Source organism: Pseudomonas rosaeacicularis, assembly GCF_057128745.1.
Genome location: NZ_JBSKHT010000024.1, coordinates 51,437 through 66,611, shown reverse-complemented (window position 1 = coordinate 66,611; position 15,175 = coordinate 51,437). Strand labels below are relative to the sequence as shown.

15 protein-coding genes are annotated in these 15,175 nt (G+C 58.5%); 13 read left to right on the top strand and 2 right to left on the bottom strand.

Translation table 11 applies throughout. The features are described 5' to 3' along the window. Nucleotides 1-9: 9 nt before the first annotated feature. The 7 genes from ACWKWM_RS26175 (at nt 10) to hisC (ending at nt 5,965) form a co-directional block, all read left to right on the top strand. A complete protein-coding gene (locus ACWKWM_RS26175; protein ID WP_483848887.1) occupies nt 10-660 on the top strand; it encodes an MlaC/ttg2D family ABC transporter substrate-binding protein in 651 nt (216 codons plus the stop codon). Continuing rightward, nucleotides 657-977 (top strand): STAS domain-containing protein, encoded by a 321-nt coding sequence (locus ACWKWM_RS26170; protein ID WP_483848886.1) that lies wholly within the window; start codon nt 657-659, stop codon nt 975-977. Before ACWKWM_RS26175 ends, ACWKWM_RS26170 begins: the two co-directional genes overlap by 4 nt. 114 nt (nt 978-1,091) lie before the next feature. Beyond that, nucleotides 1,092-1,331 carry a BolA family protein gene (locus ACWKWM_RS26165; protein ID WP_483848885.1) on the top strand — a complete coding sequence of 80 codons (240 nt, stop codon included), beginning with the start codon at nt 1,092-1,094 and terminating at the stop codon, nt 1,329-1,331. 22 nt (nt 1,332-1,353) lie between these two features. Next, entirely contained in the window at nt 1,354-2,619 is a 1,266-nt protein-coding gene (gene murA / locus ACWKWM_RS26160) for a UDP-N-acetylglucosamine 1-carboxyvinyltransferase (RefSeq protein WP_483848884.1), read from the top strand. A 188-nt stretch (nt 2,620-2,807) separates the two neighbouring features. Further along, a complete protein-coding gene (gene hisG, locus ACWKWM_RS26155; RefSeq protein WP_483848883.1) occupies nt 2,808-3,443 on the top strand; it encodes an ATP phosphoribosyltransferase in 636 nt (211 codons plus the stop codon). Nucleotides 3,444-3,584: 141 nt separating this feature from the next. Then, nucleotides 3,585-4,910, top strand: coding sequence for a histidinol dehydrogenase (gene hisD, locus ACWKWM_RS26150; RefSeq protein ID WP_483848882.1), 1,326 nt, complete (start codon nt 3,585-3,587; stop codon nt 4,908-4,910). A 2-nt stretch (nt 4,911-4,912) separates the two neighbouring features. After that, nucleotides 4,913-5,965, top strand: coding sequence for a histidinol-phosphate transaminase (hisC, locus tag ACWKWM_RS26145; protein ID WP_483848881.1), 1,053 nt, complete (start codon nt 4,913-4,915; stop codon nt 5,963-5,965). A 136-nt stretch (nt 5,966-6,101) separates the two neighbouring features. Here the strand turns inward: hisC and algW are convergent, their stop codons facing one another. Next, complete coding sequence (gene algW / locus ACWKWM_RS26140; protein WP_483848880.1) at nt 6,102-7,268, bottom strand: Do family serine endopeptidase AlgW; 1,167 nt, start codon at nt 7,266-7,268, stop codon at nt 6,102-6,104. A gap of 110 nt (nt 7,269-7,378) precedes the next feature. On the opposite strand from algW, the gene ACWKWM_RS26135 reads away from it, so the two are divergent. The 3 genes from ACWKWM_RS26135 (at nt 7,379) to cysN (ending at nt 11,104) form a co-directional block, all read left to right on the top strand. After that, nucleotides 7,379-8,137, top strand: a complete 759-nt coding sequence (locus ACWKWM_RS26135; RefSeq protein ID WP_483848879.1) for a Nif3-like dinuclear metal center hexameric protein — start codon at nt 7,379-7,381, stop codon at nt 8,135-8,137. A gap of 141 nt (nt 8,138-8,278) precedes the next feature. Continuing rightward, nucleotides 8,279-9,196, top strand: coding sequence for a sulfate adenylyltransferase subunit CysD (gene cysD, locus ACWKWM_RS26130; protein WP_483848878.1), 918 nt, complete (start codon nt 8,279-8,281; stop codon nt 9,194-9,196). Between the two features lie 9 nt (nt 9,197-9,205). After that, a complete protein-coding gene (cysN, locus tag ACWKWM_RS26125; RefSeq protein WP_483848877.1) occupies nt 9,206-11,104 on the top strand; it encodes a sulfate adenylyltransferase subunit CysN in 1,899 nt (632 codons plus the stop codon). Nucleotides 11,105-11,333: 229 nt separating this feature from the next. Here cysN and ACWKWM_RS26120 read toward each other — a convergent pair whose 3' ends face one another. Beyond that, nucleotides 11,334-11,771: a Z-ring associated ZapG family protein gene (locus ACWKWM_RS26120; RefSeq protein ID WP_483848876.1), complete on the bottom strand. Its 438-nt coding sequence runs from the start codon at nt 11,769-11,771 to the stop codon at nt 11,334-11,336. A 138-nt stretch (nt 11,772-11,909) separates the two neighbouring features. On the opposite strand from ACWKWM_RS26120, the gene ACWKWM_RS26115 reads away from it, so the two are divergent. The 3 genes from ACWKWM_RS26115 (at nt 11,910) to zapE (ending at nt 15,079) form a co-directional block, all read left to right on the top strand. Next, entirely contained in the window at nt 11,910-12,545 is a 636-nt protein-coding gene (locus ACWKWM_RS26115; protein ID WP_483848875.1) for an alpha/beta hydrolase, read from the top strand. Nucleotides 12,546-12,573: 28 nt separating this feature from the next. Further along, nucleotides 12,574-13,923 carry a tryptophan--tRNA ligase gene (locus tag ACWKWM_RS26110; protein WP_483848874.1) on the top strand — a complete coding sequence of 450 codons (1,350 nt, stop codon included), beginning with the start codon at nt 12,574-12,576 and terminating at the stop codon, nt 13,921-13,923. Between the two features lie 61 nt (nt 13,924-13,984). Beyond that, nucleotides 13,985-15,079, top strand: coding sequence for a cell division protein ZapE (zapE, locus tag ACWKWM_RS26105; protein ID WP_483848873.1), 1,095 nt, complete (start codon nt 13,985-13,987; stop codon nt 15,077-15,079). Nucleotides 15,080-15,175 lie beyond the last annotated feature (96 nt).

Below are 15,175 nucleotides of genomic sequence, written 5' to 3'. Positions count from 1 at the left end.
GAGTTTTTCATGATTTCAATTCTGCGCCGTGGGCTGTTGGTCTTGCTGGCGGCTCTGCCGATGATGGCCAGTGCCGCCACATCGACCCAGTCTGCCCATGACCTGGTGGATGACACGACCAAACGCTTGCTGAGCGATCTGGCCGCACACAAAGAAGAATACAAAGGTAATCCAAGCGCTTTTTACGATGCGCTGAACGGGATTGTCGGACCGGTTATTGATGCTGATGGCATTTCCAAAAGCATCATGACCGTCAAGTACTCACGTAAAGCATCGCCTGAGCAAATGCAGCGCTTTCAGGAAAACTTCAAGCGCAGCCTGATTCAGTTCTATGGCAATGCGCTGCTGGAGTACAACAACCAGGGCATCGTTGTTTCTCCGGCCAAGGAAGAAGGCGCCGATCGCACCTCCGTCGATATGCAGGTCAAGGGCACTGGCGGCGCGATCTACCCTGTTTCCTACACCCTGGTGAAGCTGAACGACGAATGGAAAGTGCGTAACGTCATCATCAACGGCATCAACATTGGCAAGCTGTTCCGTGACCAGTTCGCCGACGCGATGCAGCGCAATGGCAACGACCTGGACAAGACCATCAACGGTTGGGCCGGGGAAGTGGCCAAGGCTAAAGAAGCCTCCAAGTCTGAACAGACCACCAAATGAGTCAGGCCAGCTTGAGTCAGGCCAGCGTGAAGGCCGGTCTGGCCGGTGAGATCAAACTGGTAGGCGTGCTCGATTATCGAACCGGTCCGGTCCTGCGCAAGCAAGGTGCCGAGCTGATCAAGGCGAGCGATGCCCCGGCGTTGGTCATTGACTGCTCCGATGTCGAGAAGTCCAGCAGCGTGGGCCTGTCCCTGCTGCTGGGTTTCATTCGCGACGGCGCCGCTGTTGGCAAGACGGTGAGCGTGCGAGCTTTGCCGGAGGACATGCGCGAAATCGCTCAGGTATCGGAACTGACCGAACTGCTCCAACATCATTGATTGCCGTTTTCGATCTGGCCCCTCGTCCGTCTCCTGCAAAGTAGGGTTCGCAACGAGAGGGCTTTTTTGTATGATGGCCGACCCGCGCGCGTACAGCGCCGATTGAGGTTAAGCATGCAGGCCGTAGAAGTTAAAAGCTTCCTAGAAGGTAAGCTGCCGCAGATTCAAGTTGAGGTTGAGGGCGAAGGCTGCAACTTCCAGCTGAACGTTATTAGCGACGAACTGGCTACACTGAGTCCAGTCAAGCGCCAACAGCAGATCTATGCGCATTTGAACCCATGGATCGCTGATGGCAGCATCCATGCGGTCACCATGAAATTTTTCAGCCGCGCTGCATGGGCCGAGCGCACCTGAGCCAATTGGCGTCGAGATTCTAATGGACAAACTGATTATTACTGGCGGCGTTCGTCTTGATGGCGAAATCCGCATTTCCGGGGCGAAAAACTCTGCCCTGCCGATTCTTGCAGCCACGCTGCTGGCCGATGGGCCGGTGACTGTTCAGAACCTGCCACACCTGCATGACATTACCACCATGATCGAGCTCTTCGGTCGTATGGGTATCGAGCCCATCATCGATGAAAAGCTCAGCGTTGAAATCGATCCACGCACCATCAAAACCCTGATCGCCCCGTACGAACTGGTTAAAACCATGCGTGCGTCGATTCTCGTATTGGGCCCGATGGTCGCGCGTTTTGGCGAGGCCGAAGTGGCACTGCCTGGCGGTTGCGCGATTGGCTCGCGTCCAGTTGACCTGCACATCCGTGGCCTTGAAGCCATGGGCGCAGTCATCGATGTCGAAGGCGGTTACATCAAGGCCAAGGCGCCGGAAGGCGGTTTGCGCGGGGCGCATTTCTTCTTCGATACCGTCAGCGTGACCGGTACTGAAAACATCATGATGGCCGCCGCACTGGCCAACGGTCGCAGCGTGTTGCAGAACGCCGCCCGTGAACCTGAAGTGGTCGATCTGGCGAACTTCCTGAATGCCATGGGCGCGAAAGTGTCTGGGGCAGGTTCCGACACCATCACCATCGACGGCGTGAAACGCCTGGGTTCGGCGACTTACAAGGTCATGCCAGACCGCATCGAAACCGGTACTTATCTGGTTGCAGCCGCCGCCACCGGTGGCCGCGTCAAGCTCAAGGACACCGATCCGACCATCCTCGAAGCTGTTCTCGAAAAGCTGCGCGAAGCAGGCGCCGAGATCACCACCGGCAAGGACTGGATAGAGCTGAACATGCACGGCAAGCGTCCGAAGGCTGTGAACGTGCGCACCGCGCCTTATCCGGCGTTCCCGACCGACATGCAGGCGCAGTTCATCTCGCTCAACGCGATTGCCGAAGGCACCGGTGCGGTCATCGAGACAATCTTCGAAAACCGCTTCATGCACGTGTATGAAATGCACCGCATGGGCGCTCAGATCCAGGTCGAAGGCAACACGGCCATCGTGACTGGCTGCGCGAAGCTCAAGGGCGCGCCAGTCATGGCCACCGATCTGCGTGCTTCCGCCAGCCTGGTGATCTCGGCGTTGATCGCTGAGGGCGACACGCTGATCGACCGCATCTACCACATTGACCGTGGCTACGAGTGCATCGAAGAGAAGCTGCAGATGCTGGGCGCGAAGATTCGTCGCGTTCCGGGCTAGTAGTTCTGAGCTGAAGCGTTGGCTGCGTTGGCTGCGGATGATGTTGATCACCGCAGGCACCGCAGCCAAATGCTGAATGCGAGCATCACTTTCTGATTCGTTTTACTTCGAGCCCTGTCTTGGCTTGGAAGTTGTCGGGCGCCGATTGCGATCCGACGCATGATTGCTGATAAGGACCGACGTTTCCCATGTTGACCATCGCACTGTCCAAGGGCCGTATCCTGGATGACACTCTGCCGCTGCTCGCTGCCGCGGGTATTGTGCCGACCGAGAATCCGGACAAGAGCCGCAAGCTGATCATTCCGACGACTCAGGCCGATGTGCGCCTGTTGATCGTACGGGCTACCGATGTGCCGACTTATGTCGAACACGGCGCAGCTGATCTGGGTGTTGCCGGCAAAGACGTACTGATGGAATACGGCGGCCAGGGCTTGTACGAGCCGCTGGACCTGCAAATCGCGCAGTGCAAATTGATGACTGCTGGCGCCGTAGGTGCTGTCGAGCCCAAGGGTCGTTTGCGCGTGGCCACCAAGTTCGTCAACGTGGCCAAGCGTTACTACGCCGAGCAAGGTCGTCAGGTCGATATCATTAAGCTGTACGGCTCCATGGAACTTGCACCGCTGGTGGGCTTGGCCGACAAAATCATCGACGTCGTCGACACCGGCAACACGCTGCGTGCCAACGGCCTTGAGCCCCAGGATTTGATCGCCCACATTAGCTCGCGATTGGTGGTCAACAAGGCTTCGATGAAAATGCAGCACGCCCGCATTCAGGCGTTGATCGACACCCTGCGTAACGCCGTGGAATCGCGACACCGCATTTGACCGATAAGCGCAGCCTCCAGCGCTGCGTCCAACTATCCGTGTCATAGCCAAATTCTCAGGTGCCCGCGCGGATAGCTTGGTAGCTTATGGACTTTGTCCAAAGTGGCACCCGAGATATCCGCCAATCACCGAGGCCCCGCTATGACCACTTCCACCGACATTCGCCGACTCAACGCTGCTGACCCGGATTTCGCACGACATCTGGATCATCTGCTGAGCTGGGAAAGTGTGTCCGACGACTCGGTGAATCAGCGGGTGCTGGATATCATCAAAAACGTGCGCGAGCGCGGCGATGCGGCACTGGTGGAATACACCCAGCGTTTCGACGGCCTGCAAGTGGCGTCGATGGCTGAGCTGATTCTGCCCCGCGAACGCCTGGAACTGGCCCTGACCCGCATTACTCCCGCTCAGCGACAGGCGCTGGAAAAAGCTGCCGAACGCGTGCGCATCTACCACGAAAAACAGAAGCAGGATTCCTGGAGCTACACCGAAGCCGACGGCACGGTGTTGGGCCAGAAGGTCACGCCGCTGGACCGCGCGGGTTTATACGTGCCCGGCGGCAAGGCGTCTTATCCGTCCTCAGTGTTGATGAACGCCATTCCAGCGAAAGTAGCAGGCGTTGGCGAAGTGGTGATGGTGGTCCCGACTCCTCGTGGCGAGCTCAATGAGCTGGTACTCGCGGCCGCCTGCATCGCTGGCGTTGACCGTGTGTTCACCATCGGCGGCGCGCAAGCGGTTGCGGCACTGGCATATGGCACTGAAAGCGTGCCGCAGGTCGATAAGGTCGTCGGTCCCGGCAACATCTACGTCGCCACGGCCAAGCGTCATGTTTTCGGTCAGGTTGGGATCGACATGATCGCCGGCCCGTCCGAGATTCTGGTGGTGTGCGACGGCCAGACCGATCCGGACTGGATTGCCATGGACCTGTTCTCCCAGGCCGAGCACGACGAAGACGCGCAGGCGATTCTGGTCAGCACCGATGGAGAGTTCCTCGATAAAGTCGCTGCCAGCATCGCCAAGCTGATGCCGACTATGGAGCGTGCCGAGATCATCAAGACCTCGATCACTGGCCGTGGCGCTTTGATCAAGGTTGCCGATATGCAGCAGGCGCTTGAAGTCGTCAACCGCATCGCGCCTGAGCACCTTGAGTTGTCGGTGGCCGATCCTGAAGCCTGGCTGCCTCACGTTCGCCACGCGGGTGCAATCTTCATGGGCCGTCACACCTCAGAAGCGCTGGGCGATTACTGTGCAGGCCCCAACCACGTGCTGCCGACCTCGGGCACCGCGCGGTTCTCCTCGCCGCTGGGCGTTTACGACTTCCAGAAGCGCTCTTCGATCATCTATTGCTCCGAGCAGGGCGCGTCCGAACTGGGCAAAACCGCCTCCGTACTGGCCCGTGGTGAGTCGTTGACCGCCCACGCACGCAGCGCCGAGTACCGGATCGTCGACACACAGGAAGGTAAATAAGCATGAGCAAATTCTGGAGTCCGTTTGTTCGTGACCTCGTGCCTTATGTGCCGGGCGAACAACCGAAGCTGACCAAGCTGGTGAAACTCAATACCAACGAAAACCCGTACGGGCCATCGCCTAAAGCCATCGAAGCGATGCGCGCCGAAGTGAACGACAACCTGCGTCTCTATCCCGATCCCAACAGCGATCTGCTCAAGCAGGCAGTCGCGAGTTACTACGGGATCGAAAGCAACTGGGTGTTCCTGGGTAACGGTTCCGACGAGGTGCTGGCCCACGCGTACAACGCGTTTTTCAAGCACGACAAGCCACTGCTGTTCCCCGATATCAGCTACAGCTTTTATCCGGTGTATTGCGGCCTCTACGGCATCGAGTACGAAGCGGTGCCGCTGGATGAACACTTTCAGATTCGTGCTGAAGATTACGCGCGCCCCAACGGCGGCATTATTTTCCCCAATCCGAATGCGCCGACTGGCTGCGTGGTTGCCCTGGACGCGGTTGAGCAGATCCTCAAGGCCAATCCGGATTCGGTCGTGATCGTGGACGAGGCTTACATCGATTTCGGCGGCGAGACTGCCATTACGTTGGTTGAGCGTTACCCGAACCTACTGGTCACGCAGACCCTGTCCAAGTCTCGTTCGCTGGCAGGGTTGCGCGTCGGTCTCGCGGTGGGGCATCCGGATCTGATCGAAGCGCTGGAGCGGGTGAAGAACAGCTTCAACTCCTATCCGATTGATCGCATCGCTATTGTGGGTGCGGCTGCGGCCTTCGACGACCGTGCGTATTTCGAGCAGACCTGCAAAGCAGTCATCGACAGCCGTGAAGTACTGATTGAGCAGTTGGAGGGCAAAGGATTTGAAGTGCTGCCGTCTGCCGCGAACTTCATTTTCGCGCGTCACCCCCAGCATGATGCTGCGCAATTGGCCGCGAAAGTGCGCGAGCAGGGTGTGATCGTTCGGCACTTCAAGCAGGAGCGCATTGCACAGTTCCTGCGGATCAGCATCGGAACGCCTGAGCAGAATCAGGCGTTGGTGGATGCGTTAGGGGAGTTGTAAGCGTACGGTCCTCCCTGTGGGAGCGGACCTGTCCGCGAATGCAATGGTACAGACGATATGGATTTATCGGATGTCCCGGCCTCTTCGCGGACAGGTCCGCTCCCACAAAGGATAAGCGTCAATCAAGGCGAGGAAATCAATCCTCAGACGCAGCAGCCGCAGCAGGGGTCTGCGGTGGACGCAAGCCCACTTCGGCCGTCAGCTTCAACTCCTTGCCGTTGCGCATGACCTGAATCGAAATTTTCTCGGTCGGCTTGGTGCGCGCCACCTGATTCATTGATTTACGGCCATCACCTGCTGGCTCGCCGTTGATGCTCAAGATCACATCACCCAACTGCAAGCCCGCTTTCTGCGCCGGGCCATCGCGGAAAATCCCCGCTACGACAATCCCTGGACGATCCTTCAAACCGAATGATTCTGCCAATTCCTGGGTCAGCGGCTGAACCTCAATCCCCAGCCAGCCACGAATCACCTGGCCGTGCTCAATGATCGATTTCATCACCTCCAGCGCCAGTTTGGTCGGGATCGCGAAACCGATACCTTGGGAACCGCCGGACTTGGAGAAGATCGCAGTGTTGATGCCGGTCAGATTGCCGTTGGCATCTACCAGCGCGCCGCCCGAGTTACCAGGGTTGATCGCAGCGTCCGTCTGAATAAAGTCTTCGTAAGTGTTCAGCCCCAACTGATTGCGGCCGGTGGCACTGATGATGCCCATGGTTACGGTCTGGCCGACCCCAAACGGGTTGCCAATGGCCAGCGCGACATCGCCGATGCGAATGCTGTCGGAGCTGCCGAGAGTAATCGCAGGCAGGTTTTTCAGGTCGATCTTGAGGACCGCGAGGTCGGTTTCCGGATCGCTGCCGATGACGCGGGCGATGGTTTCGCGGCCATCCTTGAGCGCCACGACGATCTGGTCCGCGCCGGAGGTTACGTGGTTGTTGGTCAGCAAATAACCTTCAGGGCTCATGATCACTGCCGAACCCAGGCTGGATTCCATGCGTCGTTGCTTGGGCAGGTTGTCGCCGAAGAAGCGCCGAAACTGCGGGTCTTCAAACAGCGGATGGTTGGGTTTGTCTTTGACCATTTTGGTCGTGTAAAGATTGGCCACTGCGGGCGCGGCGCTACTGACTGCATCGGCGTAGGAAACAGGGCCTTGTTGCACGGTGGCCGTTTGTGGCGCTTGTTGAAGGTTGACGTCCTGAGTCGGAAGGCCGACCCATTGCGGGTAACGCTGGATAATCAGTAGAGCGATTAGCACGCCAGCGAGCAGTGGCCAGCCGAGAAAACGCAGCGCTTTGAACATTGAGCACGTCCTAATGTGGTAGCGCAGCAATACCAGGTGTCACCTGCGCCATAATGGCGGGCATTATACGAGGACCGAGACGGTCTGAACTGCATATTTAGGAGTCTTTTATGGCTGTCGCACTGAGCACGCTGGTGGAAGAAGCTGACCGCTATTTGAACAGTGCGCGGATCCAGGATTATTGCCCGAACGGGCTGCAAGTGGAGGGGCGTTCGCAAGTCACGCGCATCGTCAGCGGCGTCACGGCCAGTCAGGCGCTGCTCGATGCCGCTGTCGATGCCGATGCTGACCTTATCCTGGTGCATCACGGCTACTTCTGGAAAGGTGAGAACCCTTGCGTTACCGGCATGAAGCAACGTCGGTTGAAGACCTTGCTCAAGCACGACATCAGCTTGCTCGCCTATCACCTGCCGCTGGATCTGCATCCGGAGGTGGGGAATAACGTGCAATTGGCGCGTCAGCTGGACATCACCGTCGAAGGGCTGCTGGACCCAGAAAATCTGAAAATCGTTGGGTTGGTGGGATCGCTCGCAGAGCCGGTCACGCCCCGCGATTTTGCCCATCGCGTGCAGAGCGCATTGGGACGCGAGCCGCTGTTGATCGCAGGCAGCGGCATGATCCGACGGGTTGGCTGGTGCACCGGCGGGGGGCAGGGCTACATTGATCAGGCGGTACTGGCAGGGGTTGACTTGTACTTGAGCGGCGAGGCGTCTGAACAGACGTTCCACAGCGCCCGGGAAAACGATATCAGCTTCATTGCCGCAGGCCATCATGCCACCGAGCGCTATGGTGTGCAGGCGCTGGGCGACTATCTGGCGCGGCGATATGCCCTCGAACACCTGTTCATCGATTGTCCAAACCCGATCTGAGTACACCGATCAGAGAGCTATATCGTTAGATCGTTTCGATCTAGCCTGCTGACTCAATAGAATTAAGTCGTGTGCTAAAGTGCCCGGCTCGAACACGGCCCGTTGGCCTTCCATAAAGAACGTTATCCCCCGTGAGTAACCATGGTCGACAAACTGACGCATCTGAAACAGCTGGAGGCGGAAAGCATCCACATCATCCGCGAGGTAGCCGCCGAGTTCGATAACCCGGTGATGCTCTACTCCGTCGGTAAAGACTCCGCCGTGATGTTGCACCTGGCGCGCAAAGCCTTCTTCCCGGGCAAACTGCCGTTCCCGGTGATGCACGTCGATACACGCTGGAAATTCCAGGAGATGTATAAATTCCGCGACAAAATGGTCGAGGAAATGGGCCTGGACCTGATCGTCCACGTCAATCCGGACGGCGTCGCGCAGGGCATCAACCCGCTGACCCACGGCAGTTCCAAACACACCGACATCATGAAAACTCAAGGCCTCAAGCAGGCCCTCGACAAACACGGTTTCGATGCAGCCTTTGGTGGCGCGCGCCGCGACGAAGAGAAGTCCCGTGCCAAAGAGCGTGTGTACTCCTTCCGCGACACCAAACACCGCTGGGACCCGAAAAACCAGCGTCCGGAGCTGTGGAACGTCTATAACGGCAACGTTAACAAAGGCGAGTCGATCCGCGTGTTCCCGCTCTCCAACTGGACCGAGCTGGACATTTGGCAGTACATCTACCTGGAAGGCATTCCGATCGTGCCGCTTTATTTCGCGGCTGAACGCGAAGTCATCGAAATGAACGGCACCTGGATCATGATCGACGACGATCGCCTGCGTAACCATCTGAGCGATGAAGACAAAAAGCGCATCGTCAAGAAGAAGGTCCGCTTCCGCACGCTGGGCGACTACCCGTTGACGGGCGCCGTCGAGTCCGAGGCTATCAGCCTCACTGACATCATTCAGGAAATGCTCCTGACGCGAACTTCCGAGCGCCAGGGCCGGGTCATCGACCACGATGGCGCAGGCTCCATGGAAGAAAAGAAACGTCAGGGTTATTTCTAAGGGGTTGTCATGTCGCACGTATCTGATTTGATCAGCGAGGACATCCTCGCCTACCTGGGCCAGCACGAACGCAAGGAAATGCTGCGCTTTTTAACCTGTGGCAACGTCGATGACGGCAAGAGCACGCTGATCGGGCGTCTGCTGCACGACTCCAAAATGATCTACGAAGATCATCTGGAAGCCATCACCCGCGATTCGAAAAAATCCGGCACCACCGGCGATGAAGTCGATTTGGCGCTGCTGGTTGACGGTCTGCAGGCCGAGCGTGAGCAGGGCATCACCATCGATGTCGCTTACCGCTACTTCTCCACCGCCAAGCGCAAATTCATCATCGCCGATACTCCCGGCCATGAGCAGTACACCCGCAACATGGCCACCGGCGCATCGACCTGTGACTTGGCGATCATTCTGGTGGACGCGCGTTATGGCGTGCAGACCCAGACCCGTCGCCACAGCTACATCGCGTCGTTGCTGGGCATCAAGCACATCGTCGTCGCCATCAACAAGATGGACCTCAACGGCTTCGATGAAGGCGTCTTCGAGTCGATCAAAGCCGATTACCTGAAGTTCGCCGACGGCATCGCTTTCAAGCCGACCACCATGGCGTTCGTGCCGATGTCGGCGCTCAAGGGCGACAACGTGGTGAACAAGAGCGAGCGCTCGCCTTGGTACACCGGTCAGTCGCTGATGGAGATTCTCGAAACCGTCGAGATCGCCAACGACCGCAACTACACCGATCTGCGTTTCCCGGTGCAGTACGTCAACCGTCCAAACCTGAACTTCCGTGGCTTCGCCGGCACGCTGGCCAGCGGCGTCGTACACAAGGGCGACGAAGTGGTTGTGCTGCCATCGGGCAAAAGCAGCCGCGTGAAATCCATCGTCACTTTCGAAGGCGAGCTTGAGCATGCAGGGCCCGGTCAGGCAGTCACGCTGACCATGGAAGACGAAATCGACATCTCCCGTGGCGACCTGTTGGTGCATGCCGACAACGTGCCGCAAGTGACCGACGCCTTCGACGCCATGCTGGTTTGGATGGCCGAAGAGCCGATGCTGCCGGGCAAGAAATACGATATCAAGCGCGCCACCAGCTACGTGCCGGGCTCGATTGCCAGCATCACCCACCGCGTTGACGTCAACACGCTGGAGGAGGGCGCCGCCAGTTCGTTGCAGCTGAACGAGATCGGTCGCGTCAAGATCAGCCTCGACAGTGCGATTGCGTTGGACGGTTATGACAGCAATCGCACCACCGGCTCGTTCATCGTCATCGACCGCTTGACCAACGGCACAGTCGGCGCTGGCATGATCATCGCCAAGCCTGTCCATGCAGGCGGTTCCAGCCATCATGGCGAGCTTGCTCATGTGTCGGTCGAAGAGCGTGCCCAGCGTTTCGGTCAGCAGCCTGCAACGGTACTGTTCACCGGTCTGTCAGGTGCTGGCAAAAGCACGTTGGCGTATGCCGTTGAGCGCAAGCTGTTCGACATGGGGCGTGCGGTGTTTGTGCTGGACGGGCAGAACCTGCGTCATGACCTGAACAAGGGTCTGCCACAGGATCGCGCCGGTCGTACCGAGAACTGGCGTCGTGCCGCGCATGTCTCGCGTCAGTTCAACGAGGCCGGCCTGCTGACATTGGCAGCTTTCGTTGCGCCGGATGCCGCAGGCCGCGAAAACGCCAAGAGCCTGATCGGCGATGACCGCCTGATCACGGTCTACGTCCAGGCTTCGCCGCAGGTCTGCCGCGAACGCGACCCACAAGGCCTGTACGCCGCCGACAAGGACAACATCCCCGGTGAGTCCTTCCCGTACGATGTACCGCTCAACGCAGACCTCGTCATCGACACCCAGTCGCTGAACGTCGAGGAAAGCGTCAAGCAAGTGCTGGAACTGCTGCGGGCTCGCGGCGCGATCTAAGCGCTGTCCGCTGTACAAAAAACCCGCCTTGATTGGCGGGTTTTTTGTTGTTACGCGTTGGATTTTCAAAGGTTGACTGCGGACCTGTAGGAGCTGCCGACCCCGAGGGAGGCTGCGATTGCGGTGCATCAGGTGTACCGGATCGCAGCCTCCCTCAGGGTCCGCAAGTAACCACAAAAAAGCCCGCCGTTGATGCGATCAGCGGCGGGCTATTTTGTTGCTTGCAGGCTTACTTCTTCAAACCGTAATGCTCATCCAGCATGCCCGGTGAGTTCGGCATTTTTGGCGCGTAGTCTTTTGGTGGCTCGGCGGCCGTGCGCGGTGGCGTGAGGCGATCGCGGGGTGCTTGCGATGCTTCTGGATGCAAGGCGGCCAGCAACCGTTGACGGGTCAGTTCGTCCAGGGCCAGACGGTTGGCGCCCTCGGCGAGGTGTTCTTGTACATCCGAGTAGCTCTGGGACAGCTTCTGAACCAGATTGGCCGTGCTGTTGAAGTGAGTGACCACCTCGTTCTGATACGTGTCGAAGCGCTCCTGAACATCATCCAGCTGACGCTGAGTGCTGCTAGGCGCGGCGTTGGGCACCAGACGCGCGACGAGGAAACCGATGACGACCCCGACGACCAGGGCAATGGTCGGCAACAACCAAACTAAGAGCGAGTGTTCCACGAGTCCTTCCTCTATAAACGGCTTTGCTTTACGTTAACGGCTCGAACCTGCGCTGTATACCCGCGACGTATCGCCGATATGCCAGCCACAGACATCAGCTAGACGAGTCGACCTTTTGCAAGGTCACGGAGTTCATTCTTGCTCATCCGCGAAAACCCTGTACTCATCGATGGCCCCGTCGGCCAACTGGAAGCCCTTTACCTTGACCTGGAAGAGGCCAAGGGTGTGGCGCTGATATGCCATCCTAACCCGGTTCAGGGCGGCACGATGCTCAATAAAGTGGTCTCGACGCTGCAACGTACCGCGCGTGACGCTGGCCTGATCACCCTGCGCTTTAATTATCGCGGGGTTGGCGCCAGTGCCGGGACCTCCGACATGGCCCAGGGCGAAGTCGACGACGCCGAAGCGGTCGCCCAATGGCTGCGCGACAAACATCCCGACCTGCCGCTGACACTGTTCGGATTTTCCTTCGGCGGATTCGTCGCGGCCACTCTGGGCGGTCGTCTTGAAGCCAAGGGTGAAACCCTCAATCACCTGTTCATGATTGCGCCTGCGGTCATGCGTATCGCCGACTTTAGCGCGCTGCCGCAGACTGGCCCGTTGACCCTGATTCAGCCAGAAAACGACGAAGTCATCGACCCACAACTGGTATACGAATGGTCTGACGCGTTGTCGCGCCCCCATGAGCTGCTGAAAGTGGCAGAATGCGGACACTTTTTTCACGGCAAGCTGACCGATCTCAAGGATCTGGTCCTGCCGCGTCTCTCGAATTGATTGCAGCACCCAGAATAAGCGACTAACCATGACCACTCGTATCCTGACCGGTATCACCACCACCGGCACGCCCCACCTGGGCAACTACGCGGGCGCCATCCGCCCGGCCATTGTCGCCAGCCGTCAGAGCGACGCCGATTCCTTTTACTTCCTGGCCGACTACCACGCCCTGATCAAATGCGATGACCCGCTGCGCATTCAGCGCTCGCGTCTGGAAATCGCCGCCACCTGGCTCGCCGCAGGCCTGGACGTTGATCGCGTCACGTTCTATCGCCAGTCCGACATTCCGGAAATCCCTGAGCTGACCTGGCTGCTGACCTGCGTTGCCGCCAAGGGCCTGCTCAACCGCGCTCACGCCTACAAGGCCTCGGTGGACAAGAACGTCGAGACCGGCGATGACCCGGACGCCGGCATCACCATGGGCCTGTACAGCTACCCGGTGCTGATGGCGGCGGACATCCTGATGTTCAACGCCCATCAAGTGCCGGTCGGCCGTGACCAGATTCAGCACGTTGAAATGGCCCGCGACATCGGCCAGCGCTTCAACCACTTGTTCGGCAACGGCAAAGAGTTCTTTGTCATGCCCGAGGCGTTGATCGAGGAAAGCGTCGCCACCTTGCCAGGCCTGGATGGCCGCAAGATGTCGAAGAGCTACGACAACACCATTCCGCTGTTCAGCAGCGGCAAGGAAATGAAAGACGCGATCTCGCGCATCGTCACCGATTCGCGTTTGCCGGGCGAAGCGAAAGACCCGGACAACTCTCACCTGTTCACGCTGTACCAGGCCTTTTCCAGCCAAGAGCAATGCGCGCAGTTCCGCGATGATCTGTTGCAGGGCCTGGGTTGGGGCGATGCCAAACAGCGTCTTTTCCAATTGCTCGACAGCGAGCTGGGCGAGGCTCGCGAGAACTACCATCGCCTGATCGAACGCCCGGCAGATCTGGAAGACATTCTGCTGGCTGGCGCCGAGAAGGCCCGTCGCACTGCCACGCCATTCCTCGCCGAGCTACGCGAAGCGGTTGGCCTGCGTTCGTTCCGCAGCGCCGCTCAAACTACTGCCGCCACCAAGAAAAAAGCCAGTAAGGGCGCGCGGTTTGTCAGCTTCCGCGAAGAGGACGGCAGTTTCCGCTTCCGCCTGCTCGCGGCCGATGGCGAGCAGCTTTTGCTGTCGCGCAACTTCGCCGATGGCAAGGCCGCAGGTGCTGCCACCAAGCAGCTGCAACAAGGCGGTGAGCTTGATCTGCGCAGCGAAGGCGAACGCTTCACCCTATGGATTGATGGCCAATGTGTGGCCGACAGCCCTGAGTTCCCCGATGCAGAGCATCGCGACGTTGCTATCCAGAGCCTGAAACTGGCCTTAGCCCCGCAACAGGACTGATTGCCAATCCCACGGGCCGTCGCTACAGTGGCGGCCCGTTTTTGCTCCTTAGCTAAAGACTATGACCCCCCTAGAAAGCTATCAGAACGATCTTAAGAAACCCGACTTCTTCCACGATGCCGCGCAGGAAAATGCTGTGCGTCATTTGCAGCGCCTGTACGACGACCTTGTGGCCGCTCACCAGAGCAAGCCCGGTCTGTTTGGCAAGCTGTTCGGCAAGAAAGAAGTGACCGTGGTCAAAGGCCTGTACTTCTGGGGCGGGGTGGGTCGAGGCAAGACCTATCTGGTCGATACCTTCTTTGAAGCGCTGCCGTTTGAAGACAAAGTGCGCACGCACTTTCACCGCTTCATGAAGCGCGTTCACGAAGAAATGAAAACCCTCAAGGGCGAGAAAAACCCGCTGACCCTGATCGCCAAGCGTTTTTCCGACGAAGCGCGGGTCATCTGTTTCGATGAGTTTTTCGTTTCCGACATCACTGACGCCATGATCCTCGGCACGCTGATGGAAGAGCTGTTCAAGAACGGTGTCACGCTGGTCGCCACTTCAAACATCGTGCCGGATGGCTTGTACAAAGACGGCCTTCAACGTGCGCGCTTTCTACCAGCCATTGCGCTGATCAAGCAAAACACCGAAATCGTCAACGTCGACAGTGGTGTCGATTACCGTCTGCGTCATCTTGAGCAAGCCGAGCTGTTCCACTTTCCGCTCAATGAGGCCGCGCAGGAAAGCATGCGCAAGAGCTTCCGCGCGCTGACGCCTGAATGCACCAAGGCCATCGAAAACGACGTGCTGATGATCGAGAATCGCGAGATCAAGGCCATCCGTACGTGCGATGACGTGGCGTGGTTCGACTTCGCCGAATTGTGTGACGGCCCTCGCAGCCAGAACGATTACATCGAACTGGGCAAGATCTTCCACGCGGTGTTGATCAGCGGCGTCTACCAGATGAGCGTCACCACCGACGACATCGCGCGGCGCTTCATCAACATGGTCGACGAGTTCTACGATCGCAACGTCAAGCTGATCATCTCCGCTGAAGTCGAGCTTAAGGATCTGTACACCGGCGGGCGCCTGAACTTCGAGTTCCAGCGCACCTTGAGCCGGCTGCTGGAAATGCAATCTCACGAATTCCTGTCCCGCGCACATAAACCTTAACGATCTGTAGGAGCGCGCTTGCCCGCGATGCGATGTGTCAGTTACAGACTTTTTACTGACACTCTTTCTTTCGCGGGCAAGCGCGCTCCTACAGGT

Bases quoted from the DNA above. Each gene is read 5' to 3' on its own strand.
- ACWKWM_RS26170 (WP_483848886.1), top strand. From the start codon at position 657: ATGAGTCAGGCCAGCTTGAGTCAGGCCAGCGTGAAGGCCGGTCTGGCC.
- hisC (WP_483848881.1), top strand. From the start codon at position 4,913: ATGAGCAAATTCTGGAGTCCGTTTGTTCGTGACCTCGTGCCTTATGTG.
- murA (WP_483848884.1), top strand. From the start codon at position 1,354: ATGGACAAACTGATTATTACTGGCGGCGTTCGTCTTGATGGCGAAATC.
- cysD (WP_483848878.1), top strand. From the start codon at position 8,279: ATGGTCGACAAACTGACGCATCTGAAACAGCTGGAGGCGGAAAGCATC.
- cysN (WP_483848877.1), top strand. From the start codon at position 9,206: ATGTCGCACGTATCTGATTTGATCAGCGAGGACATCCTCGCCTACCTG.
- algW (WP_483848880.1), bottom strand. From the start codon at position 7,268: ATGTTCAAAGCGCTGCGTTTTCTCGGCTGGCCACTGCTCGCTGGCGTG.
- ACWKWM_RS26175 (WP_483848887.1), top strand. From the start codon at position 10: ATGATTTCAATTCTGCGCCGTGGGCTGTTGGTCTTGCTGGCGGCTCTG.
- zapE (WP_483848873.1), top strand. From the start codon at position 13,985: ATGACCCCCCTAGAAAGCTATCAGAACGATCTTAAGAAACCCGACTTC.
- hisG (WP_483848883.1), top strand. From the start codon at position 2,808: ATGTTGACCATCGCACTGTCCAAGGGCCGTATCCTGGATGACACTCTG.
- ACWKWM_RS26165 (WP_483848885.1), top strand. From the start codon at position 1,092: ATGCAGGCCGTAGAAGTTAAAAGCTTCCTAGAAGGTAAGCTGCCGCAG.
- hisD (WP_483848882.1), top strand. From the start codon at position 3,585: ATGACCACTTCCACCGACATTCGCCGACTCAACGCTGCTGACCCGGAT.
- ACWKWM_RS26110 (WP_483848874.1), top strand. From the start codon at position 12,574: ATGACCACTCGTATCCTGACCGGTATCACCACCACCGGCACGCCCCAC.
- ACWKWM_RS26135 (WP_483848879.1), top strand. From the start codon at position 7,379: ATGGCTGTCGCACTGAGCACGCTGGTGGAAGAAGCTGACCGCTATTTG.